This window comes from Streptomyces sp. NBC_01465, assembly GCF_036227325.1.
Classification (GTDB): domain Bacteria; phylum Actinomycetota; class Actinomycetes; order Streptomycetales; family Streptomycetaceae; genus Streptomyces.
In genome coordinates, this window is the sequence record NZ_CP109467.1 from 1,972,276 (window position 1) to 1,993,397 (window position 21,122).

The window sequence follows — 21,122 nt, forward strand, 5'->3', positions numbered from 1 at the left end:
AGCCGGACGTGTCCGCAGTCGCACCCGACGGACGCAAGATGCTGCGTCTGGAGGTCCGGAACAGCCAGACCCCCATCGAGCGCAAGCCCGAGTGGATCAAGACCCGGGCGAAGATGGGCCCCGAGTACACCAAGATGCAGGCCCTGGTGAAGTCCGAGGGCCTCCACACGGTCTGCCAGGAGGCGGGCTGTCCCAACATCTACGAGTGCTGGGAAGACCGCGAGGCGACGTTCCTCATCGGCGGCGACCAGTGCACGAGGCGCTGCGACTTCTGCCAGATCGACACGGGCAAGCCCGCCGCCCTCGACCTGGACGAGCCGCGCCGCGTCGGTGAGTCGGTCGTCACGATGGACCTGAACTACGCCACGATCACCGGCGTCGCACGCGACGACCTCGAAGACGGCGGCGCGTGGCTGTATGCGGAGACCGTGCGCCAGATCCACGCGATGACGGCGGAGCGAGCCGAGGGCCGCACCAAGGTCGAGCTCCTGATCCCCGACTTCAACGCGGTCCCCGAGCAGCTCGCCGAGGTCTTCTCCTCGCGCCCCGAGGTGCTCGCCCACAACGTCGAGACGGTGCCGCGCATCTTCAAGCGCATCCGCCCCGGCTTCCGCTACGAGCGCTCGCTCGAGGTCATCACGAAGGCCCGCGAGGCCGGTCTGGTCACCAAGTCGAACCTCATCCTGGGCATGGGCGAGGAGCGCGAGGAGATCAGCCAGGCGCTGCAGGACCTGCACGACGCGGGCTGCGAGCTCATCACGATCACCCAGTACCTGCGCCCCTCCGCGCGGCACCACCCCGTCGAGCGCTGGGTGAAGCCGGCCGAGTTCGTGGAGCTCAAGGAGGAGGCCGAGGAGATCGGCTACTCGGGCGTCATGTCGGGCCCGCTGGTCCGTTCCTCGTACCGCGCGGGCCGTCTCTTCCAGCAGGCCATGGAGCGCCGCGCGACGCTGGCCGTGTGAATCCGCGCACAAGCAGCTACTGCTGAGTAATGGCCGAGAAGACGCGGCCCGTACGGTCCCCGCAGGTGGGCGCTCCGGACGGGCCGCGTCCGCCGTTTTCGGGGGTGCGTCAAGGTTTCATTCGCGTTTGACCGGCCGGACATGCCTTGGTAACACCAATCAGTGAGCCTAGGTTCACGCACAGCTGCACCCCAGCTGCACCCGCGTCGTATCCGCCGCCGTCCCGAGGGGGGACCCCACTCATGCAGGCCGCGACCTCTTCCGTACGCGCCACCGCCATTCCGTCCGTGACCGACGCACTCCGCGCCGTCGAATCCGTTCTGCTGAGCCGCGGCCAGCGCACCGCGCGCCGCAACGCCTGGACTTCCGTGCTCGAGGACCGCCGCCGGGCCAAGGACCGGACCGACGCCCAGCACGTGCTGGAGGCTGTGGCCACCCGCACGTCGTAGTTCACTGCGCGGGCCGCGTAAACTTCTGGCCATGGCGAGGAAGGCAACAGCAGACGCAGAGTCTGAGAACCCCGGGCGACTCAAGCAGATCGCCCTGACCTACAAGATGACCCGCAAGGCCGACCCGAAGGTCGGTCTTATCGTCGGGGGCCTGGGCATCGTCGTGTTCGGCGTCCTCCTCGGCATCGGCTTCTTGATCGGTCACCCCATCTACCTGGGCATCCTGGGCTTCCTGCTGGCCTTCCTCGCGATGGCGATCGTCTTCGGACGCCGCGCCGAGCGAGCGGCCTTCGGACAGATGGAGGGCCAGCCCGGTGCGGCGGCCGCAGTGCTCCAGAACGTGGGCCGCGGCTGGACGACGACCCCCGCGGTCGCGATGAACCGCAACCAGGACGTGGTGCACCGCGCGGTCGGCAAGGCCGGCATCGTGCTGGTGGCCGAGGGCAACCCGAACCGGGTCAAGACCCTCCTGGCGGCCGAGAAGAAGAAGATGAACCGCATCGTGGTCGACGTCCCGGTGCACGACATCATGGTCGGCAACGCAGAGGGCCAGGTCCCGCTGAAGAAGGTCCGCACCACGATGCTGAAGCTGCCCCGCGTGCTCACGGGCGCGCAGGTCACCGCGGCCAACGACCGGCTGCGCGCCATGGGCGACCTCATGTCGAACATGCCGCTGCCGAAGGGCCCCATGCCCAAGGGCGCGCGGATGCCGCGCGGCGGCAAGCAGGGCTGACGCCCTCTCTGTTACGTACGACACAAGGCGGCCCGGACCAGATGGTCCGGGCCGCCTTCTCTCTTTCCGTACGTCTAGCGCGTCCGCACCTGAACGGCGCGTGCGAGGCGGTCGTGGAGCCCGCGGCCGTCGCGGTCCCAGATCAGGGCCGGGACGGCGAGGCAGAGGAGCACGGAGCGCACCAGGGCCCAGCCTGCGCCGAGGCGGCCGCCGCTCTCGGCGACGACGCGCAGTCCGAGGATGCGCTTGCCGGGCGTGAAGCCGACCGTGGAGACGGTCAGGACGCTCAGTACGAAGAAGACGAGCAGCGCCCAGTTACTGGCCGCATGCTGGTCACCGCGTGCGATCAGTCCGTATGCGATGAGCACGCACAGCGCCCAGTCGATGAAGATGGCGCCGAAGCGGCGGCCCAGGGGCGCGATGGCGCCCGGCCCCTCCTCGGGCAGCCCGAGGCGCTTGCCCCGGTACCCGAAGTCCCCGCCACCCATGTCCTTGGTGGCCTCGCCCGGCCCGGAGAGCCACGATCCGACTGCTTGCCTGTTGTCCACCCGTCCACGGTACTGCGCCCCCTTTGGCACACTTGCGGGAGGGCCCCGGACGAGCCCGGTCCCGCCAGGGCGGTTAACTTCGCCGAAACAAATGGGTCACGCTTGAGAAATCACGCGTGCCTATGGTCGGGTCCAGCGTGTGCCACCGCACTGGCCGCATGCACCACGAGCTGCAACCCCGTCCCGCCCAGGACGGGAGTAGGAGGAGTTGGATGTTCCAGAACGCCGACGACGCGAAGAAGTTCATCGCCGACAACGATGTGAAGTTCGTCGATGTACGGTTCTGCGACCTGCCCGGAGTGATGCAGCACTTCACGATCCCGGCAGCGGCGTTCGACCCGAACGAGGAGCTCGCCTTCGACGGTTCGTCGATCCGCGGCTTCCAGGCCATCCACGAGTCCGACATGGCGCTGCGCGCGGACCTCTCGACGGCCCGTGTTGACCCCTTCCGCAAGGACAAGACGGTCAACATCAACTTCTTCATCCACGACCCGATCACGGGCGAGCAGTACAGCCGCGACCCGCGCAACATCGCCAAGAAGGCCGAGGCCTACCTCGCGTCGACCGGTATCGCGGACACCGCGTACTTCGGTCCCGAGGCCGAGTTCTACGTCTTCGACAACGTCCGCTTCCAGACGTCGGCGAACGAGAGCTTCTACCACATCGACTCCGAGGCCGGCGCCTGGAACAGCGGCTCCACGGAGAACAACCGCGGCTACAAGGTCCGCTACAAGGGCGGCTACTTCCCGGCCCCGCCGGTCGACCACTTCGCCGACCTGCGCGCCGAGATCTCCCTGGAGCTGGAGGCCTCCGGCCTGCAGGTCGAGCGCCAGCACCACGAGGTCGGCACGGCCGGCCAGGCGGAGATCAACTACAAGTTCAACACGCTGCTCGCCGCGGCCGACGACCTGATGCTCTTCAAGTACATCGTGAAGAACGTCGCCTGGCGCAACGGCAAGACCGCGACCTTCATGCCGAAGCCGATCTTCGGCGACAACGGCTCGGGCATGCACGTCCACCAGTCGCTGTGGCAGGGCGGCATCCCGCTCTTCTACGACGAGCAGGGTTACGCCGGCCTCTCGGACATCGCCCGCTACTACATCGGCGGCATCCTCAAGCACGCCCCGTCGCTGCTGGCGTTCACCAACCCGACGGTGAACTCGTACCACCGCCTGGTCCCCGGCTTCGAGGCCCCGGTCAACATGGTCTACTCGCAGCGCAACCGCTCGGCGGCCATGCGTATCCCGATCACGGGCTCGAACCCGAAGGCCAAGCGCGTCGAGTTCCGCGCCCCGGACCCGTCGTCCAACCCGTACCTCGCGTTCTCCGCGCTGATGATGGCGGGCCTGGACGGCATCAAGAACAAGATCGAGCCGGCCGAGCCGATCGACAAGGACCTCTACGAGCTGGCTCCCGAGGAGCACGCCAACGTCCAGCAGGTCCCGACGTCGCTCCCGGCCGTCCTCGACGCGCTCGAGGCGGACCACGAGTACCTCCTCGCGGGCGGCGTCTTCACGCCGGACCTGATCGAGACGTGGATCGACTACAAGCGCACGAACGAGATCGCCCCGATCCAGCTGCGCCCGCACCCGCACGAGTTCGAGCTGTACTTCGACCTCTAAAGATCAGGCCGGGGCGAGCTGGGAGGTTCCTGGAAACAAGCGTTGACCTGCGAACACACTGCTCAGCAGTGTCGCTGTTACCGCCTACTTTCCTCCCCCTTGTGCACCGCCGGACCGATCCCCTGACGCAGCGTCAGCAACAGTGAGGCCGTCACTCCCATCGGGGTGGCGGCCTCACTCGTTTATGGCATCGCCCCACCCGAGGCCTACGCATCACGAGGGCTTGCAAGATCGTGACGGGTGATGCTTGGTGATCACGCCTGATCCCGTCCTGCGAAGTCAGAGACTTGCGGCTCGCACATGACGCCTCGTCCAATAGGTACTGCCCTGTCTGCTCACGCAGAAGAGGCCCAATGAACAGCCTGTAGCTGACGGAGCCGAAACGCGAGAGGCGCTCGGACGGGCGTGGCCAGATGCCTCGAAGCACCCAGAGCAGGAGTCCCTGGAGTAGTTCGTCGAATCTGGCGATGCACCATCACCTCTGGAGCGAGAATGGCCATACGGGCCAGGAAGGTCCACGACGTCCGCAGGGGGCGGAATTCTGCATAACAAGCCAGGCAGAAGCGGTCGGCCTGAGGATCACCAAGGCGCTGTCGTACGTGTGTGGGCATCAAGACGACGCAGTGGTGGGTTGTTTGAGGCTGAGGGCCTGGTGGGCGGGGGCGCGCATCATCCAGGCAGCGCGACCGTTGGGGTCGGCTTCGCAGGCTAGTTGGTAGCCGACCTGGTAGAAGCGCTGGGCGGCGCCCTCTTGTCCGCTCGCGCAAGTCGGCAGGAAAGGCGAACTTCCCATTCACGCCTAGGCTTTCCTGCAACTCGACGCGAAGCTAGCTACACGTCGTGTACGCTCCGCCTAGTTGCCGGTCCGCGGAGGCCCGGTCGCCAGCAGAAGTATGTGAGCCCGGTACTCACGGAAGCTGTGCAGGGTGTGGAGCACCTACTCCGCGACGTAGCAGACGACGACCTACGGTTTCACTAGGTATGTGGCCCTGATGCGCTGACCGGGCAGCGGTGAGGTGAAGCATGCCCGAAAGCCAACGAAACTTGGCGGCCCGCACTCGTTCGCTGTACACCGGCGAGAAGTTCGCCGCCGCCAAAGCAGGCGTCGCCCGCGACCACTCCATCGGGCTGGATGCCTGTATCCCCGGGCAACGAAAGCTACGCGCACTACTCGCACTCGGTTTGCTGAACCGCGGGTACGACTACAGCACCCCCGCGGGGTGGCGCATTGCGGCCCTCTCCGCATACACCATCACGGCGTCCCCGCGATTCAATCGCCTGGTCCTCATCACCGACGTTCCCCATAACGTGGTCGACTACCTCCTCCCAGAGCCCAACGGAGCAGGTGGCCTGCCAGGACTGCGAGTTGAGGAGCACCGTGGGTACGGCACTTACATCATGCGGCATCTGCCCACGGACGCACAGTTCGTAGTCACGGATAATCCATCAGGGAAACCTGTCGGTGCACGAAGCGACTCCTACGTCGACTTCTTCACCATGGCCACTCCACTCACACCTGACGAACTCGAACAGCTGGCCAGGGTGCCTCACATGACTGAGCACGCACAATGTCTGCTTGCTGGCCTCCTAAGTCGCATCTCAGCACGCGACCCTCGCAGCAGGTGGGCAATCGGCAACTGGTTCCACGACCCCCTGCGACGCCGAGGCTGGTTCGACAGCGAGCGAAGTCTCGGCGAAATTCGAAAGCTTCACGGGGCCGGTGATAGCTGGGAACTGCAATGGGACTCATACCCCTACCCGGACGACCTGGCCGCGTCGATGACAGATCCAGTCATCGGAATTCCTGGAAGCAAGACAGTGTCGGCACACGACCACCTCACCGTCACACTCGGAAACGCTTCGCTCCGCCTTCTCTCGCGACGCACCTAACCGATCCCACGTCGTTTATCTCTCTGCGTTGCCGACAGAAAGCACTCACGTCGTGATCGAGATCCTAGGGGCCTTGGTCTCTGGCCTGCCCTGGTGGGCAGCCTGCCTGATCATCGCATTCACTACCCTCATCTACGTCTGTCTCCGGGCCCTTCGACTGCTCATGCCAGACAAGTCCAGTGATCGACTGGCATGGTGGATTGCCATCCTGGAGCACCGCCGCCATACCACCGGGGCCGGCGCACGAAAGCCGCGCACCACCAGGAAGCCCAGCCCACCGCAACCCCGAAACCGCAAGGGACGTAGTAACTCCGCCTGACAGTCATCTCGTGCACCCGTTGTGCACCGACCCGTCCGGCTGAAGGCATCTACCCAGGTCAGAAGGTCCGTCCGGATGTACTTCGACCTCTAGGCCGCGGATTCCGCACGGAGGCCGCCACCCCGCTCCGGGGTGGCGGCCTTCGCCGTGAGGGGCCATGGCCTCTGCGGATCAAGCTGGATGACTGGTCCAGCCGTACGAACAGCCAGCCGAGGCGCGCTCTCTCTCTGTGTACGTGGAACGGGGCCAACTCCCCACCCCTGCCTGGCAAAACTCATTTGTGGTGTGCTCCTGGAGCACAGAGCATGGGCAGCAACCGGAGGAGGAACATGGGTCTGTGCCTGTACGCGCTCGACGGCGACGCCACGGGCCCAGATGCCTGCTGGTCCTACGGCTCCTTCGCAGAGTTCCGTCGGCGTCTGGCCGAGGCCGAGGGATTCGTGCTCGGCGACATGTGGGGATTTGGCGGTGACCGGCAGTGGGAGGAGATTTCTACCTCTCTGGAGCCGTTCCTGAACCACCCCGATGACCACAGCAAGGACATCGCTCCCGAGGACTGCGCCGCGATCCTGCCTCGGCTGGAGAACATTCTTGAGCAGTGGGTGTCCATGGCCGACTCTGAAGAGGACCTGGCGGACCGGCACATCGAGGATGCTCGGAACCTCGTGACGGTACTGCGAATCTGTGTCAGCAAGGGGGTCGTTCTTGCCTTCGGCTGACCGTTGGACCTCCGGATGCCACTCGGAGCTTCTCGACTACGGAAGGCCGGTCAACTACCTGAAGGGCGACTACTGTTGACGAGTAGGCGCCCTGGCCTGTCGGGGCTCCCGTCACTTGTTGCGATGACCGTCCCACTTTCGAGCTCCGGACTGAAGCTTGCCCGTCCAGGCATCCGGTGCGCGTCCAGCGATCTCGGTCCACAGTCTGGCGCTCGCTGCCGCGAATGCATTCACGCCCTCGACCGGCGCTTCATCCCATGCGGCGATCTTCGCAGCCTGAGCCTCGGCTTCTTCAGGTGTGTGGCCGGCGGCGATCAGCCAGATGATCCAGTGCGCAGGGTCGAGCCAGGCTGCTCCGCAGGTGGCCCAGCCCCAGTCGACGAGGTGTGCTCGGTCGTCCGCGACGAGGACGTTGTGGTTGTTCCAATCAGTGTGGAGCAGCGCATCCCCCTTGAACGCCTCTGCGTCCGCTGGGTTGTCGACGTATCCGGACAGACGCTGCTCGGCTTGGCGAAGTTCGATGTCGGGGCACGGGACATCGCCGAGCCGGCGCATGGCCTCAATGACCTTGGGGAGGTCACGAGAGCCTCGTGAGTAGTTGGCGTGGCGGCCGTCGATGGCTTCGAAGCCGAGGATGTTCCAGCCATCAGCGATGACGTGGAAGAGCAAGCGTGGGGCTAGCGGCGTGACATACGGATTGATGTCTGCCTCGCGCTGCTGCGTCCAGACCCAACGATGGTCCGTTCGCAGTCCTTTGAGGAACGTGGTGCCACTGTCGGTGTATGCGCGTGCGGAGAGGGAGCTGTTGAGGCCGGTGCTGATGTTCTCGATCTTCAGGATCTCTCCGATCTCGGCCTCGATGGCTGTGCGGACTTCGGAGGGGAGATCGTCGAAGGCGATGGGGGCTGCGGGCATAGCGGTCAGGCTTCCAGATGCACGTGGCGACGGGGGCTTCCGGCGCGATGTGCCGCCGGAAGCCCCTGAGTTTGACGATTAGTTGTAGGGGTTGTCGTCCCCGCAGCCGGAGGTTGTGGCTGTGGTGAAGGCGTCTACGTCCTCGATGAGGACGATCTCCTCATCGGTCTCGGACGGGCGGATGGGGGTGATCTCGATTGCTACTGCGGTCATGGTTCAGCTCCTTGGTGTCGCGTGCTGGCAGTACCTGTCCAGTGGTGCCTTCGCCTCCTGGTAGACCTTGGCCAGCGGTCGGCATACCCGACAGGTGCCGGACAGCTGACAGCCGGTGCAGCCACCGGTGCGAAGCATCAGGGAGTCGGCGATGCCGCCGAGGCGGCTCAGGCCCTCGACTCCCGTGGTCATGAGGGGGATCGCATTGTCGCGGCCGACCTTGCAGATGGAGGCCATGCCGTGCGGGTCGACGTGGAAGAAGGTGTGGCCGGCGTTGCAGCCGTTGAAGGGTTCACGGTCGATGAGGTGGTCCGGGGCCTGAGAGGCGAGGGTCTCTGCTCCGCCGTAGATGGTCGGCGACATGTGGGTGTACTCGCGGTACGGCAGGCCGTATCGGTCGGCGAAAGCGCGCATCTGGTCCGCTTCATGGGCATTGTGCCGCGTGATGATCAGGGCCAGGTCCAGGGGTAGCCCGGCAGCGTGCGCAGCCTCCAGTCCCTTGAGGAACATGCGGAATGCACCCCGGCGGCGGGTCAGCCCGTCGTAGGACTCGGCGGTGGCCCCGTACAAGCTGAGCGTGATCCGGTTCGGCCGACGGCGCGTGAGTAGTGCAAGGTTCTTCGGTGCGGCGAGGCGGGATCCGTTGGTGAGGATCTCGACCATGAGGCCCAGCTCGTACGCCAGTTGGTACGTCTCTGGGAACAGCTTGTCGATCATCGGCTCGCCTCCCGTCAGCTGGAGCCAGAGAACACCGGCGTCCCTGATGGTGTGGAGAAGACGTTCGCGCTCGGGCCAGTCGAGGCCGGCGAACTGCTTGAGTCCCAGATAGCAGTGCTCGCAGTCGTAATTGCAGCCGAGGTTCAGTTCGTACGAAGCGCGTCCATAGCCGTACGGAGACCGGGTGCGCACAAGGACGATCTCGCGGAGTTCCCTGCCGCTCATCTCCAGGCCCCATGCGTGTCGGGCCACATCCGTCAGCCAGGCAGGCGCTGCCGAGGTGGTCTGCGCACGCAGTTCTTCGTACCGGAGGGTCGGCAGACGCGCCGCCTTGGGGCTTCCCGGGCGTACAAGGAGGTGGTTGTCGAGGTACGGGGCGGCAATCAGCTCGTGCATGTGGTCTCCCCCTTGGGACTGTCGACGACGAGGCGGGCCCATACGGTCTTGCCGATCGGATTCCGGTCGTGGTGGCCGGTCTCCTCGGCGAGTGCCGTGACGAGGAGGAGACCGCGCCCGCCTTCGTCATCTTCTCGGGCCTCGACGAGTCGGGGTGGTGTGCGGTTGGCGTCCGACACCTCCACGAGGCAGTGCGAACCGTCGGCGGTAAGCCGGACTTCGAAGCGGTGTCCGCGTCTGCCGCCGTGCTCCACGGCATTGGCGGACAGTTCCCCGCAGACGAGCACCACCTTGTCGATGTCGTCCTGGCCGTATCCCCAGACGGTGAGCGTCTTGGCTACGAGGCTGCGGACGAGCGGGACGCACTTCCGTACTGAGCTGAACTGCATCTGCCACCGTTGGGCAGCGGCTTGTGGGTCGTGCGTGGTCATCGCGTGCATCGCGTCCCCTCGTCGCGGGCGGGCTGTGGGATACGAGTGCACCGCTACGGGTGGTCACGGGATCAGGCCATCGTGATTACCCAACGTGGGTAATATTTCTGGAAGTTGGTATCGAGCTGTTCCGCCCGCACGGGTGAGTGAGGGGGACGGGTGACACGCCCAGAGGATCACCGGGCCCTCCCGCCCGAGTTGCTGGCCAGTGCGGAATGGCGGGAGGCCTGTCGCAGCAGGGACTTCGCCCGCGTGTTCCGGCTGGTCAAGATCAAGGCCGGGATCTACCCCTCTCGAATCGCCGCGCTGTGCGGTATGACGCCGAGTCGGGTGGGCGAGATCATGGCCGGGCGGCGCGCCTTGGCCCACATTGACGTGATCGAACGGGTCGCCGATGGCCTGCGTATCCCCGGCGCCATGCTCGGTCTCGCGCACCGGCCCTGGGAGATTCCTGTTCCGGCCCGCACCGAGGAAGGGCTGCCCGAGCCCGTCCCGCCCGTATCGGAACAGTCCCAACACACGGACCCCGCCAAAGATTTGGACAGTTTGCTTGCGCTGGTCGACGCTCCTGTCACCCGCTCCACTCTCACGGCCCTGCACTCCTCGGTCGAGGACTACTGGCGGCGTGACAACTCGCACGGCGGTGCGACCCTACGGCCCGCTGTCGTCGGCCATCTGCGCTACGTCGGCCAACTCCTCGACTCCGCCGAGAGCGGCTTACGACACGATCTCCAAGCGATCGCGGCCGAGTTGGCGCGCCTCTCTGGCTGGGCCTATTTCGACGCCCGTCAGTACAGCACCGCCCGCACCTACTTCACCCAGGCGCTCAAGCTCTCCCACGGGCACGGCGACCGCCTGTTCATGGCCAACGTACTGTCCTGCATGAGCCTGCTGGCCACCTACGACGGCAACCCGAACGACGCCGTCACCCTGGCCTGCCGCGCCCAGGACGCGGCCCGCGGCGCGGGTGATCAGCCCCTCGTCATGTCGATGCTGCACCTGCGCGAAGCGTTTGCCCACGCCGTCCTCCGCGACGCACGCTCCTGCCATCAGGCGGTGGACCGGTCTCGCGACCAGTACGAACGCTCACGCGGTCGTGAGGCCGAAGCACCAAGCTGGGTGCGCTACTTCGACGAGACCAAGCTCCTCGTTGACACCGGCATTGCGTACGCTCGCCTCGGCGAAGCAGCCCGTGCCGAGCCCCTCATCGCCGAGGGCCTGCGCCGGGAGAAGGCCGACCAGCAGCGCGGCCGGGCTTTTCACGCGTACTGGCTGGCCAGCACCCAACTCCAGCAAGGCAAGCTCAACCAGGCGTGCACCAGTGCCGAACTCGCACTGAACTTGACCACGGCCATCGACTCCCCCCGAGTGAGCGGCCACGTACAGGAACTGCATCGCAGAATGCTGCCGTACGCCGGCGAAGCCCCTGTTCTCGCCTTCGAGCAGCGCATGCGCGACTCCCTCGGCTGATCTTTCACACCCCGCCGGTCGCCTCGTCCAGCAGCAGGTACAGCAAGCCGACCAGGCTGCCGCTGCTGACCACCTCACGCCGGTCGATCATGCCTCGGATCTCGGAGATGGGGATCCACTCGATCCGGTCGGATTCGTTCAATTCCGTCGGCGGACCGGCGTACGAGGCCGCCTCCGCGCGGAATACGAAGTGCTCGGAGTCGGTGATGCCGTTCGCGGGCTGCGCGTACACCAGCGGCTTGACACCCTCCACCCGCCACCCGGTTTCCTCCTCGACCTCTCGGGCGGCCGCCTGCTCAGGGGTCTCGTCGGCCTCGATGAGGCCCATCGGGAGTTCCCAGCCCCAGGTGTCGGTGATGAACCGGTGACGCCACATCATCAGTACGCGCTTCTGCTCGTCGACCACGGCGGCCACAGCCAAGTGCCGCATTCGGACGACATGGTGCTCCCACCGCCGCCCGTCGGGCTGCTGAACGTCCACAAGCCACAGGTTGACCCACGGATTGCTGTAGATCTGCCGCTCGCCATGGACGGTCCACTGCATGAGCCCAACTCCCTTGACTTGTGAGGACTTCAGCATGTCACTCTGACGAGAATCCGTCCGCCTGGTCTGGGCATCATTGTCCGCGCCGGTTGCCTGAGCCGAGCGGCAAGCGCTGAAGCGTGACCGTCAGAGCTGCGGCAGGCGGTCCGTGCGTGTCGGGGCACGCCGCTCGTCGAGCCAGAAGAGATAGGTCTGCAGATGGGCGGCCAACTCGCCATCGATGTAAGCCGCGTAATCACGCACAGCGGCGGCCGTACCCTGTCCGGACTTTTCGTCATCGGCCTCCCATTCGCCACGCCAATGCGCCAGGTACTCCTGGATCCGTGCTCTGTCGCGCCACCATTCCCGCACGGTTGCCGGCGTCCAGTGGTCGTCGCCATCACAGCCGTATCCGGAGAAGGGATCCGCCTCGGCAGCGTCGACCAGGTACTGGAGCTGCTCCCGCGTCCGAGGCTGGCGATAGACGTACTCAGCGAAGTATTCGGCTTCATAGAGCACCAGTGCTGGTGCATGGAGTCGACCGGTGCCGCAGTTGTCAGTCTCGGCGCCGTAGAACGGTCCAGGCACATTGAGCCATTTCCGTTCACTCCACTGGCCTTGAAAGACCTCGCGCGCGTCGCCGAGCAGGGCCACCGGATCGAAGCTGAGCGTCATGAAAGAAGGGTATCCAGGGGCCGGACGTAGACAGCGGACAGTCCCTCAGGACCGTAGCGCCTGGTCTTGCGCTCAGGGGTTCCGTATCTTGACGCAATGGGTGAGGGAGAGCAGCCGAGGTTGTTCAGCAATCGATGGGCAGACGCGGTGGGGCCGGGTGAGCGTGCCAGCGACCACGACCGGTGCGATTGCGTCGACCGGCGCGGACGGACTCAAGTCGACTTCCACACTGGGCAACAGGACACTGCGGCGCCTGGCTGGGTGCACCTGCTGGAGCTGATCGACGAAGCCGTGGCCGATGGCCGGGAGGTGTTCAAGCCGCTGGTCGAGCTGAGCCCGAGTGAGCGGCGCCAGGTCGTCACGCTTCCGTCGGCCATCGCCAGGCTGACCGAGGTCAAACAGTTCGTTCTGTACGGCAGCAATGTGACGCGAGTTCCACCCGAGATCGGGATGATGAAGAGCCTGGAGGAATTCAGCCCGTACACCTCACGTCGGCTGCACTGGTTCCCGTACGAAATCACCCGGTGCGCCAAGCTGCGCCAGAGCACTGTGAGTACGCGTGCCCTGTACGGCAACTTCAAGTACCGACCGCCCTTTCCTCTCGTCGACCACAGCCAAGAGCTCTGCGGGGAGGTTCCGATCGCGAGTTGCAGCGTCTGCGACGGTCCGGTGGAGGCCCGCCGTCTCCAGCGGGCGTGGATATCGCTCGGGGTCGCGACCGACGTACTGCCGCTGCTCGTCAACGCGTGCTCGGCGGAGTGCATCGGCGCGCTCCCTACCCCTGCGGAGGGCTACGTCGCCGTACCGCACCACGGTCGGCCGGGACTGAGACAGCCTCCCCCACGCCACTAGCCCCTCTCTGCCCTGGCCACCCGAATGGCCACGCTGCGTGACAGGGGCGGGGTGGTCGTCGTTGAGCGGGGACCTACGAGAGGCCGGAGGCCGCTTTGAGTACCGTTGCGCATGCGCCCCATCCCGAGCACACCCATCAGCACGGTGCCGGTTGCGGGCATGTTGCCGTGCCGCACGACGATCACGTCGACTATGCGCACGACGGGCATCTGCATCGCGTGCACGGCGATCACGTCGACGAGTGCGAGGTCGAGGGGCACGCCGCTCATGACGGCCATGCTCATCAGCACGGCGAGGGGTGCGGGCACGTTGCCGTGCCACATGGGGATCACGTCGACTACGTGCACGACGGGCACCGGCACGCCGATCACGGCGGGCACTGGGACGACCACTGAGGTCAGACGTCGGTGACGGCCTTGACGCGGCCCTGCTCGATCGCTGTGAGCAGGGCCGCGTGGTCTGTGCTGGTCTGGGCCGCGTAGGCGATCGACCAGGAGGCGATCGCTCGGTCGAAGCTGTCGCTGCGGCCCAGGTAGGCGGCGATCTCCGTACGTGAGCCCGAGCGGGCGTGGGCGCGGGCCAGGGTGCGGCCGCAGATCTCGGCGTAGCGGAAGAGCATCTTCGCGTCCAGGCTCTCGATCTCCACCGAGCCCTTCATGTCGCGGAGTTGGCGCCAGTAGAAGAAGCGGCCCGCGGGGCCTGTGGCCCAGCCGAGGAAGATGTCGTTGGCTGCTTGGAGCAGGCGTTGGCCGGCTACGACGCGTTCGCCCTGGTGGGGGTGGCGGGCTGGGGTCAGGTGTGCGGCTAGGACCGATTTTTCGGCCTCTTTGATCTGGAGCATCAGCGGGTCGTCCCGCGTCTTGCCGGCCAGGAGTACGACGAAGCAGCGTGTGCCTACGCTGCCTACGCCGACCACCTTCATCGCCGCGTCGACCAGGCGGAAGCGGTCGAGGAGTTGGCGGCGCTCCTCCGACATGCTCCGCAGGTAGTTCTCGAATGCGTCGTGGACCAGGCCCAGGTCGCTCTTGTTGATCGGTTGCAGGAGCGGGGGCTCCTGTTTGATGCGCGGGGTGCCGTCCGGGCCTTCCTCCGTGAGCTTGCGGAGTGCGTGCAGGCTGGTGCGGGTGCGGGCCTTCGCCAGCATCTGTTGTGCCTGCGCGCGGTTGCGCTTCCGGATGGTGGGGAGCAGGTCCTCTGTGTCCACGCGCTCGTACCAGACGTCCAGTTCGCCTCGGCCTGCCAGGTCGCGCATGTGCTCTCGGTAGGCGTGGGCGGCTGATTGGGCTGCGTCGCGGGCTGCTGATTCCGTGTGGCCGTTCTGGCGGGATGCAACGGCGATGCTGGCGGCCAGGCGTTTTACGTCCCACTCGAAGGGGCCCGGCAGCGTCTCGTCGAAGTCGTTCAGGTCGAAGAGGAGGGCGCGCTCCGGCGAGGCGAAGAAGCCGAAGTTCGACAGGTGCGCGTCGCCGCACAGCTGGACCGTCAGCCCGGTGTTCGGGGTGGAGGCCAGGTCGGCGGCCATGATCGCGGGGGCTCCGCGCAGGAAGGCGAAGTCGGACGCCGCCATCCGTCCGTAGCGGATCGGGACCAGTTCCTCGACCCTGGTCGCGGCCTGGGCCTCCAGGATCGCCACCGGGTCGGGGCGGCCCTTCGGTGCCTGCCAGGTGCCCTGGGAGGAGCGCGGGACGAGCTTGCGTGCCTCGCGACCGGAGTCCGTCATCTGTGCCCCGTCCTGAGCTGTCGGTCTTTGAAGTCAAAGGCCTGTGCTCGGCACCCGCGAACCGGAGCCACCCATTCGGGGCCGGTCAGACGTAGGCGAGCAGGGCGTCCAGGGGGCGGGGGACGCGGGTGAGGGGCAGGGCTTCGACCAGGGCGCGGGCGTACTGCGCCTTGCGGCCGCTATGGGTGCCCATGAAGCGGCGGAGTTGCTGTTCGGGGGTGCGGCCGCGCTGCGCGGGTTGCTTCTGGAAGGTACGGAGCTGGCGCAACTCGCCCTCGATCGCGATGACTTGCTCGACCTCGGCGGGGCCCAGGGCCCGGATCAGTTCGTCCTCCAGGTCCGCGTCGCAGACGTAGAAACCGGTCGGGTCCGCTCCGGCTTCGGTCAGGGCGCGGCGGAAGTAGGGCTCCTCCCCCGCGTCGCAGAGGCCCGCCAGTGCGAGGTCCAGGCCGCCGGGGCCGATCAGCGCCAGGAAGCGGGCGATGCTCGTCGCGCCGCCGAGCGGGACGACGGCGACGCCCTCCTCGGCGAGGTTCCGGTCGTGGCGTACGGCCAGTGCCTCCACCGCCGCGCAGTCGCTGACGCCCTCGACGAGCACGACCGTACGCAGGGCCTCGGTGGCGGCCAGTTCCTGTGCCGCCGTCGCGGCCGCCGGGGCGTCCGCGCCTCCCGCGGCCCAGGCAACCGCCGCTCTGGTGAAACGGGTTGTCTGATCCATGAGCACAAGTCTCGCAGGTCCGGGGCCCATTACCTCGGGAGTAATCGACCCCCTCGGCGCGGCCCGGCAAGCTGAAGTCATCCGGAGGCCGGGCGGCGCACTCCGCCCGGACTTCGGACCCCAACCACTCTGGAGGCTCATCCATCATGTCCGTTTCCGTTTTCGAAACCGCTGTCGCCCGCTACTTCGAGGCCTGGAACGCCAAGGGCGCCGAGAACATCGCCAAGGCCGTCGCCGCCGCCTGGACCGAGGACGGCAGCTACACCGACCCGCTCGCCGAGGTCACCGGCCAGGAAGGAGTCGCCGCCGTGATCGCCGGGGCGCAGGAGCAGTTCCCCGGATTTGAGTTCCGGCAGCTCGGGGCTGTCGACGGACATCACGGCATCGCCCGCTTCGGGTGGGAGCTGGTGTCCGTCGCGGACGGGTCCGCGCCCGTCGCCGGGTTCGATGTGATCACGCTCGCCGAGGACGGTCGCATCCGTACGGTGCACGGATTCCTGGACCGGGTGCCCGCCGTCTGAGCGCTGCGCCAGGATGGGGTGATGGATTCAACTCCCTTGTACGGTCCGGCCAGTTGGGAAGGGCCACGGCGCCATCACGGACCCGTGGCCCGGGTCGCCGTGGGAGCCCGCGGCTCAGCCCTTGAAGGGGTTCGCCGTGAAGTCGACCGCCGTCTTGCGCGGGTCCACCGTGTCGTTGTTGAGCTGGACGATGCAGGCCAGGACCAGCAGCCGGCTGACGCGCGGGTCGTCGATCTTCGCCTCGTACGTCGCCCTGACGCCCGCGCGGCGCGTGACCGTGAAGCCCTGCGACTGCGGGGCCCGGAAGCGCAGGCGGAAGGAGAGGAGGTTGTCGCCCAGTTCGCGGAAGGGGATCAGCCGCAGCGGGGAGGCGTGGCGGAGCTTGCTGTTGGCTCCGTCGGGGGTGCCGTCGAAGGTGGCCAGGCCGTGCTGGGTGACGGTCCAGGTGTCCTTGCGGAGGCCGCCCTCGCGGTTGCGTACAGTGCCGATCTCGGTGCGGTCGGGGGCCACAGCCGCGAACGGGGTGACGTAGCCGAGGAGTTGGGCGAGGTCCTGGCCCGCGTGGACCTGGTACGGGTTGCGCGTCTCGTAGGCGCCGTCCTTGTGCAGGCGGGCGGCGGGCATGGAGGCGCCAGGCGCCCGCACCGTGAAGGTGGTGTGGCTGCGCCCGTAGTCGACGTTGACCGTGAAGGCCGTGAGGGTCTCGATCTTGCAACCCTAGGGAGGCGGCGCCGAGGACTCCCCCAATGCCGGGCAAAGAATGCCAAGTGCCGGGGGCCCGGCCCTCGGATAGCCTGGGTGAACAATGAACCGTTTGACGACCTCATGGGGCGACTTCGCCCTCACCCGTTTCCCCGAGGACCCCCGCAATCAGCTGCGGGCGTGGGATGCCGCCGACGAGTACCTGCTGAACCATCTCGCGGAGCTCGGACTCGACCCGGACGCCGGGTCGGTCGTCGTGGTGGGTGACCGGTGGGGAGCGCTTGTCACAGCGCTGGGCGAGCGGCGGCCCGTGCAGATCACCGACTCCTTCCTCGGGCAGCAGGCGACCCGGGCGAATCTGGCGCGTGCCGGGGTCGAGGACGGGGCCGTGCGGCTGCTGACGACGCGGGATGCTGTGCCGGAGCGGATCGACGTGCTCGTCGTACGCGTACCGAAGAGCCTGGCGCTCCTGGAGGACCAGCTGCACCGGCTGGCGCCCGCGCTGCACGCGGACACCGTGGTCGTCGGCGGCGGGATGGTCAAGGAGATCCACACCTCGACGCTGAAGCTCTTCGAGCAGATCGTGGGGCCGACGCGGACCTCGCTCGCCGTGAAGAAGGCTCGGCTGATCTTCGCGACCCCGGATCCTGGGATCGCCCGGAGCGGGAGCCCCTGGCCTCGTCAGTACGTACTCGACGGGGATTCCGGGGACGGTGCGGGGCTCACGGCCGTCAACCACGCGGGGATCTTCTGCGCCGAGCGGCTCGACATCGGGACGCGGTTCCTGCTGAAGCATCTGCCGCGGAGGAGCGGGAGCGAGCGGGTGCTCGATCTGGGGTGCGGGAACGGGATCGTGGGGACGGCGGCCGCTGCCCTCAATCCGGACGCCGAGGTGGTGTTCGTGGACGAGTCGTTCCCGGCCGTCGTCTCCGCCGAGGAGACCTTCCGGGCGAACCTCGGGGCCGAGCGCAAGGCGGAGTTCCTCGTCGGGGACGGGACGGTGTCGATTCCGGGTGGGTCGATCGATCTCGTACTGAACAATCCGCCCTTCCACACCCATCAGTCGATCACCGATCAGACCGCGCGGCGGATGTTCAGCGGGTCGAAGGCCGTGCTGCGGAACGGCGGCGAGCTTCTGGTCGTCGGCAATCGCCATCTGGGGTACCACCAGATGCTGCGGCGGGTCTTCGGCAACTGCCAAGTCGTCGCCGGGGACCCGAAGTTCGTGGTGCTGCGGGCCGTCAAACGGGGCTGAGTGCGGAGTACCGTGGAGCAGTGGGCGCAGTGGACGACGCCGACGAGAGCCCGGTCGGCGCCATTGGCCGGGTGACCGTTTCGATTCCCGCGGGCGGGCCGGGCGAGGTGCTCGTTTCCGTGCGGGGCGGGACGGAGGCTTTCGCCGCGTGGGCGCGTATGCCGATCGCCCGGCATTCCCTGGTCATCGTTGCGGACGTGATGTCGGCCCGCTCCGTGGTGGTTGAGCCGTTTCCTCCCTCCTCCTAGTGCGCGTACGGGAGAACTCTGATGTTTTTCTGGCATGTTCCTGCACCCAACGAAGCGCTCCTCATCTCCGGATCGAAGCGGCGGGCGGACTCCACGCAGTTCCGTATCGTCACCGGGCACGGCAGTCTCGTCCTGCCCGTGAAGCAGAAGGCCCGCGTGCTGTCGCTCGCGCTGCGCGAGGCCGAGATCACCGAGGACTGTGTGACGCAGCAGGGGATCCGGCTCAATGTGCGGGCCGTCATCGTCTTCAAGGTCGGTGACGACGCCGTCTCCATCGCCAACGCGGCCCGGCGCTTCCTCACCGAACAGCACCGGATGGAAGAGCTGGTGGGGCGGATCTTCGCCGGTCATCTCCGGTCCATCGTGGGCGGGTTGACCGTCGAGCAGATCATCCGCGAGCGTGACCGGGTCTCCCAGGAGGTGAAGGAGGGCAGCCACACGGAGATGGAGAAGCTGGGGATCGTGGTCGACGCCCTGCAGATCCAGGAGATCGCGGACGCGACCGGCTACATCAGCAATCTCGCCGCCCCGCATGCCGCCGCCGTCGCCAGTCAGGCGCGGATCGCGCAGGCCCGCGCCGACCAGGAGGCGACCGAGCGCGAGCAGCAGGCGGAGGCGCTGAAGGCGGAGTACGCGCGGGACACCGCGATCAAGCGGGCGGGGTTCCTCGCGCAGACCGAGCAGTCCAACGCCGTTGCCGCGCAGGCCGGTCCGCTGGCCCAGGCGCGGGCGACGCAGCAGGTCACGGAGGAGCAGACCGCGCTCGCGGCCCGGCAGGCGGAGCTCGCGGCGCAGCGGCTCGAGGCGGAGGTACGACGGCCGGCCGACGCGGAGGCGTACCGGAAGCGGACGCTCGCCGAGGCGGAGCGGGACCGGGCGAAGTACGCGGCGGACGGGGAGGCGTACACGCAGCGGACGATCGCCCAGGCGCAGGCCGATGCGTACGCCGTCGTCGCGGCCTCTCTGCGCGACGGGAACCAGCAACTGATCGCCGCCAACCGGGTCGTGGAGAATCTGCCGGCGCTGGCCGATGCGGCGGCGCGCGGGATCTCGGGGTCGACGCTGACCGTGCTCAACGGTTCGGAGGGGGTCAACGAGATGGCTGCGGGGATCGTCGGGCAGGGGCTGGCGATTCTGGACACACTGAGGAAGGGTGCTGCGCCGGCTCCCGCTTCGGCTCCTGGTGACACGGGTGCGCGTGCGAACGGGGCTCCTGCTGTGACGTCGTAGCGCACAGGCACCCCGGGCCCCGTTCGGCCCAACGCCACGCGCGTCCCGGGGCGGCAGGAGGGTCGGGCACTCAGGGTGGGGCCATGAGTGCCCTCTCCTCCTCCGTCCAGGCCGTCACCGCCCTGTGGAACCGGATGCCGTTCGTCGGGCGGGTGGCAAGTCAGCTCACCGTCGTGAACATCTTCGACTGCGCGACCCGGCTCGCCGCGCAGGCCTTCCTCTCTGCGATCCCGGTGCTCTTCGTCATCGGCGCCTTTGCACCACAGGCCGTACGGGACCAGCTCGTCGAGTCGCTGCGCACGGTGATGGGGCTCGGCGGCGCGACGCTGGACCAGGTGCAGGGGGTGCTGACGGCCGACAGCGGCAACGTCAAGGACGCCTCGGGCGCGGTCGGTGTGCTGGTGACGCTGGCGTCGGCGACGGCGTGCAGCCGGGCGCTGCAGCGGGTCTGTGAACGGTCCTGGCACATGCGGTCAGCCGGGCTGAAGGTGGTGATGTGGCGCTGGGTGGCCTGGCTGGTGGTGCTGCTGGTGGCGCTGATCGCCCAGGGTGCACTGCACGACGCTTTCGGTGCGGGTGCGCTGCTCGGTATTCCGGTGTCGCTCGTGGCGAGCGTGATGCTGTGGTGGTGGACGCAGCATCTGCTGCTCGGCGGGCGGGTGCGGTGGCTGCCGCTGCTGCCGGGGGCGCTGATCACGGGGATCGCGGTGGTGGCGCTGACCTGGGGGTCGCGGCTGTACGTACCGCGCACGCTGGAGCGCAGTGTGGATCAATTCGGGCCGCTGGGTGCGGTGTTCACGCTGCTGTCGTGGCTGATCGTGTTCTTCGCCTGCATCACGGTGGGGATCGCGCTGGGGTACGTCGTCGCGCACGAGCAGCCGTTCGACCGGTGGCTGCGGACTTCTGCGGCCACCGGTCGAACGGATCCTGCGGATGATGCGGATCTTGCGGAGGAGTCGGCTCAGCGGCCGTAGCGGATCAGGAACCGGACCATCCGGCACGTGGTGTCGGACGGCGGGTGGATTCCGATACGGGCGGCGGTCGACCGTATTTTGATGTTCGGTGCCTGCTCCGGCTGATAGACCCCCGAGTCGAGCAGGGCTATGGCCAGGCGCATCGCCTTGAGCCTGCGGTTGTGGTTGACGTACCACTCGCGCGGCTTTCCGGCGGGCAGTGGCTTCTTGAGGAGAGGCTCCGTCGTGAGAGTGGCTACGGCCATCGGCGACCTCCAGGCGCTGGTGGTGGAACCCTGACGAACTCCCTCTATTTTACTGCCCACCACTGACAATCGCCG

25 protein-coding genes are annotated in these 21,122 nt (G+C 67.2%); 14 read left to right on the forward strand and 11 right to left on the reverse strand.

All coding sequences use genetic code 11. The features are described 5' to 3' along the window. Nucleotides 1-8 precede the first annotated feature (8 nt). From lipA to OG707_RS09035, 3 genes are all read left to right on the forward strand, one after another. Nucleotides 9-962 (forward strand): lipoyl synthase, encoded by a 954-nt coding sequence (gene lipA, locus OG707_RS09025; protein ID WP_329116232.1) that lies wholly within the window; start codon nt 9-11, stop codon nt 960-962. A 242-nt stretch (nt 963-1,204) separates the two neighbouring features. After that, nucleotides 1,205-1,411, forward strand: coding sequence for an SCO2195 family GlnR-regulated protein (locus tag OG707_RS09030; protein WP_329116234.1), 207 nt, complete (start codon nt 1,205-1,207; stop codon nt 1,409-1,411). A gap of 31 nt (nt 1,412-1,442) precedes the next feature. Beyond that, on the forward strand, nt 1,443-2,144 hold the full coding sequence (locus tag OG707_RS09035; RefSeq protein ID WP_329116236.1) for a DUF4191 domain-containing protein: 702 nt from the start codon (nt 1,443-1,445) through the stop codon (nt 2,142-2,144). A 74-nt stretch (nt 2,145-2,218) separates the two neighbouring features. Here OG707_RS09035 and OG707_RS09040 read toward each other — a convergent pair whose 3' ends face one another. Next, entirely contained in the window at nt 2,219-2,692 is a 474-nt protein-coding gene (locus OG707_RS09040) for an RDD family protein (protein ID WP_329116238.1), read from the reverse strand. A gap of 212 nt (nt 2,693-2,904) precedes the next feature. Between OG707_RS09040 and glnA the strand changes: the two genes are divergently transcribed. The 3 genes from glnA (at nt 2,905) to OG707_RS09060 (ending at nt 7,242) form a co-directional block, all read left to right on the forward strand. Further along, nucleotides 2,905-4,314 (forward strand): type I glutamate--ammonia ligase, encoded by a 1,410-nt coding sequence (gene glnA / locus OG707_RS09045; RefSeq protein ID WP_329116240.1) that lies wholly within the window; start codon nt 2,905-2,907, stop codon nt 4,312-4,314. A gap of 1,023 nt (nt 4,315-5,337) precedes the next feature. After that, nucleotides 5,338-6,204, forward strand: coding sequence for a hypothetical protein (locus tag OG707_RS09055; protein WP_329116242.1), 867 nt, complete (start codon nt 5,338-5,340; stop codon nt 6,202-6,204). Between the two features lie 624 nt (nt 6,205-6,828). Then, complete coding sequence (locus OG707_RS09060) at nt 6,829-7,242, forward strand: hypothetical protein (protein ID WP_329116244.1); 414 nt, start codon at nt 6,829-6,831, stop codon at nt 7,240-7,242. Nucleotides 7,243-7,353: 111 nt separating this feature from the next. On the opposite strand, the gene OG707_RS09065 is transcribed toward OG707_RS09060, so the two are convergent. The 4 genes from OG707_RS09065 to OG707_RS09080 form a co-directional block, all read right to left on the reverse strand. After that, the gene (locus tag OG707_RS09065) at nt 7,354-8,157 is read right to left on the reverse strand and encodes an aminoglycoside phosphotransferase (RefSeq protein ID WP_329116246.1); all 804 of its coding nucleotides are present in this window, start codon (nt 8,155-8,157) and stop codon (nt 7,354-7,356) included. 78 nt (nt 8,158-8,235) lie between these two features. Further along, nucleotides 8,236-8,370 (reverse strand): hypothetical protein, encoded by a 135-nt coding sequence (locus OG707_RS09070; protein ID WP_329116248.1) that lies wholly within the window; start codon nt 8,368-8,370, stop codon nt 8,236-8,238. A 3-nt stretch (nt 8,371-8,373) separates the two neighbouring features. Beyond that, the gene (locus OG707_RS09075; protein WP_329116250.1) at nt 8,374-9,483 is read right to left on the reverse strand and encodes a radical SAM protein; all 1,110 of its coding nucleotides are present in this window, start codon (nt 9,481-9,483) and stop codon (nt 8,374-8,376) included. Beyond that, nucleotides 9,471-9,872 carry an ATP-binding protein gene (locus tag OG707_RS09080; protein WP_329116252.1) on the reverse strand — a complete coding sequence of 134 codons (402 nt, stop codon included), beginning with the start codon at nt 9,870-9,872 and terminating at the stop codon, nt 9,471-9,473. The genes OG707_RS09075 and OG707_RS09080 overlap by 13 nt, the downstream gene beginning before the upstream one ends. Before the next feature lie 201 nt (nt 9,873-10,073). On the opposite strand from OG707_RS09080, the gene OG707_RS09085 reads away from it, so the two are divergent. After that, nucleotides 10,074-11,384 carry a helix-turn-helix domain-containing protein gene (locus OG707_RS09085; protein ID WP_443071295.1) on the forward strand — a complete coding sequence of 437 codons (1,311 nt, stop codon included), beginning with the start codon at nt 10,074-10,076 and terminating at the stop codon, nt 11,382-11,384. A gap of 4 nt (nt 11,385-11,388) precedes the next feature. On the opposite strand, the gene OG707_RS09090 is transcribed toward OG707_RS09085, so the two are convergent. Next, nucleotides 11,389-11,928, reverse strand: coding sequence for an NUDIX hydrolase (locus OG707_RS09090; RefSeq protein ID WP_329116256.1), 540 nt, complete (start codon nt 11,926-11,928; stop codon nt 11,389-11,391). A gap of 126 nt (nt 11,929-12,054) precedes the next feature. Then, the gene (locus tag OG707_RS09095; RefSeq protein WP_329116258.1) at nt 12,055-12,582 is read right to left on the reverse strand and encodes a ferredoxin; all 528 of its coding nucleotides are present in this window, start codon (nt 12,580-12,582) and stop codon (nt 12,055-12,057) included. 261 nt (nt 12,583-12,843) lie between these two features. Between OG707_RS09095 and OG707_RS09100 the strand changes: the two genes are divergently transcribed. Next, nucleotides 12,844-13,434, forward strand: coding sequence for a leucine-rich repeat domain-containing protein (locus OG707_RS09100; RefSeq protein WP_329116260.1), 591 nt, complete (start codon nt 12,844-12,846; stop codon nt 13,432-13,434). 95 nt (nt 13,435-13,529) lie between these two features. Continuing rightward, a complete protein-coding gene (locus OG707_RS09105) occupies nt 13,530-13,829 on the forward strand; it encodes a hypothetical protein (RefSeq protein WP_329116262.1) in 300 nt (99 codons plus the stop codon). Nucleotides 13,830-13,831: 2 nt separating this feature from the next. Here OG707_RS09105 and OG707_RS09110 read toward each other — a convergent pair whose 3' ends face one another. Then, on the reverse strand, nt 13,832-15,154 hold the full coding sequence (locus OG707_RS09110; protein ID WP_329116264.1) for a DUF2252 domain-containing protein: 1,323 nt from the start codon (nt 15,152-15,154) through the stop codon (nt 13,832-13,834). Between the two features lie 85 nt (nt 15,155-15,239). Next, complete coding sequence (locus tag OG707_RS09115) at nt 15,240-15,872, reverse strand: TOPRIM nucleotidyl transferase/hydrolase domain-containing protein (protein WP_329116266.1); 633 nt, start codon at nt 15,870-15,872, stop codon at nt 15,240-15,242. A gap of 146 nt (nt 15,873-16,018) precedes the next feature. Here OG707_RS09115 and OG707_RS09120 point away from each other — a divergent pair, with 146 nt between their 5' ends. Beyond that, on the forward strand, nt 16,019-16,393 hold the full coding sequence (locus tag OG707_RS09120; RefSeq protein WP_329116268.1) for a nuclear transport factor 2 family protein: 375 nt from the start codon (nt 16,019-16,021) through the stop codon (nt 16,391-16,393). Nucleotides 16,394-16,507: 114 nt separating this feature from the next. Here the strand turns inward: OG707_RS09120 and OG707_RS09125 are convergent, their stop codons facing one another. Next, nucleotides 16,508-17,017, reverse strand: a complete 510-nt coding sequence (locus OG707_RS09125; RefSeq protein ID WP_329116270.1) for a hypothetical protein — start codon at nt 17,015-17,017, stop codon at nt 16,508-16,510. A 181-nt stretch (nt 17,018-17,198) separates the two neighbouring features. On the opposite strand from OG707_RS09125, the gene OG707_RS09130 reads away from it, so the two are divergent. From OG707_RS09130 to OG707_RS09145, 4 genes are all read left to right on the forward strand, one after another. Continuing rightward, nucleotides 17,199-18,350, forward strand: coding sequence for a methyltransferase (locus OG707_RS09130; RefSeq protein WP_329116271.1), 1,152 nt, complete (start codon nt 17,199-17,201; stop codon nt 18,348-18,350). Between the two features lie 29 nt (nt 18,351-18,379). Beyond that, the gene (locus OG707_RS09135) at nt 18,380-18,598 is read left to right on the forward strand and encodes a hypothetical protein (protein ID WP_329116272.1); all 219 of its coding nucleotides are present in this window, start codon (nt 18,380-18,382) and stop codon (nt 18,596-18,598) included. 21 nt (nt 18,599-18,619) lie between these two features. After that, on the forward strand, nt 18,620-19,828 hold the full coding sequence (locus OG707_RS09140) for an SPFH domain-containing protein (RefSeq protein WP_329116273.1): 1,209 nt from the start codon (nt 18,620-18,622) through the stop codon (nt 19,826-19,828). A gap of 83 nt (nt 19,829-19,911) precedes the next feature. Continuing rightward, nucleotides 19,912-20,802: a YhjD/YihY/BrkB family envelope integrity protein gene (locus tag OG707_RS09145; protein WP_329116275.1), complete on the forward strand. Its 891-nt coding sequence runs from the start codon at nt 19,912-19,914 to the stop codon at nt 20,800-20,802. Here the strand turns inward: OG707_RS09145 and OG707_RS09150 are convergent. Next, nucleotides 20,790-21,047, reverse strand: coding sequence for a hypothetical protein (locus tag OG707_RS09150; RefSeq protein ID WP_329116277.1), 258 nt, complete (start codon nt 21,045-21,047; stop codon nt 20,790-20,792). The genes OG707_RS09145 and OG707_RS09150 overlap by 13 nt on opposite strands. Between the last annotated feature and the right edge of the window lie 75 nt (nt 21,048-21,122).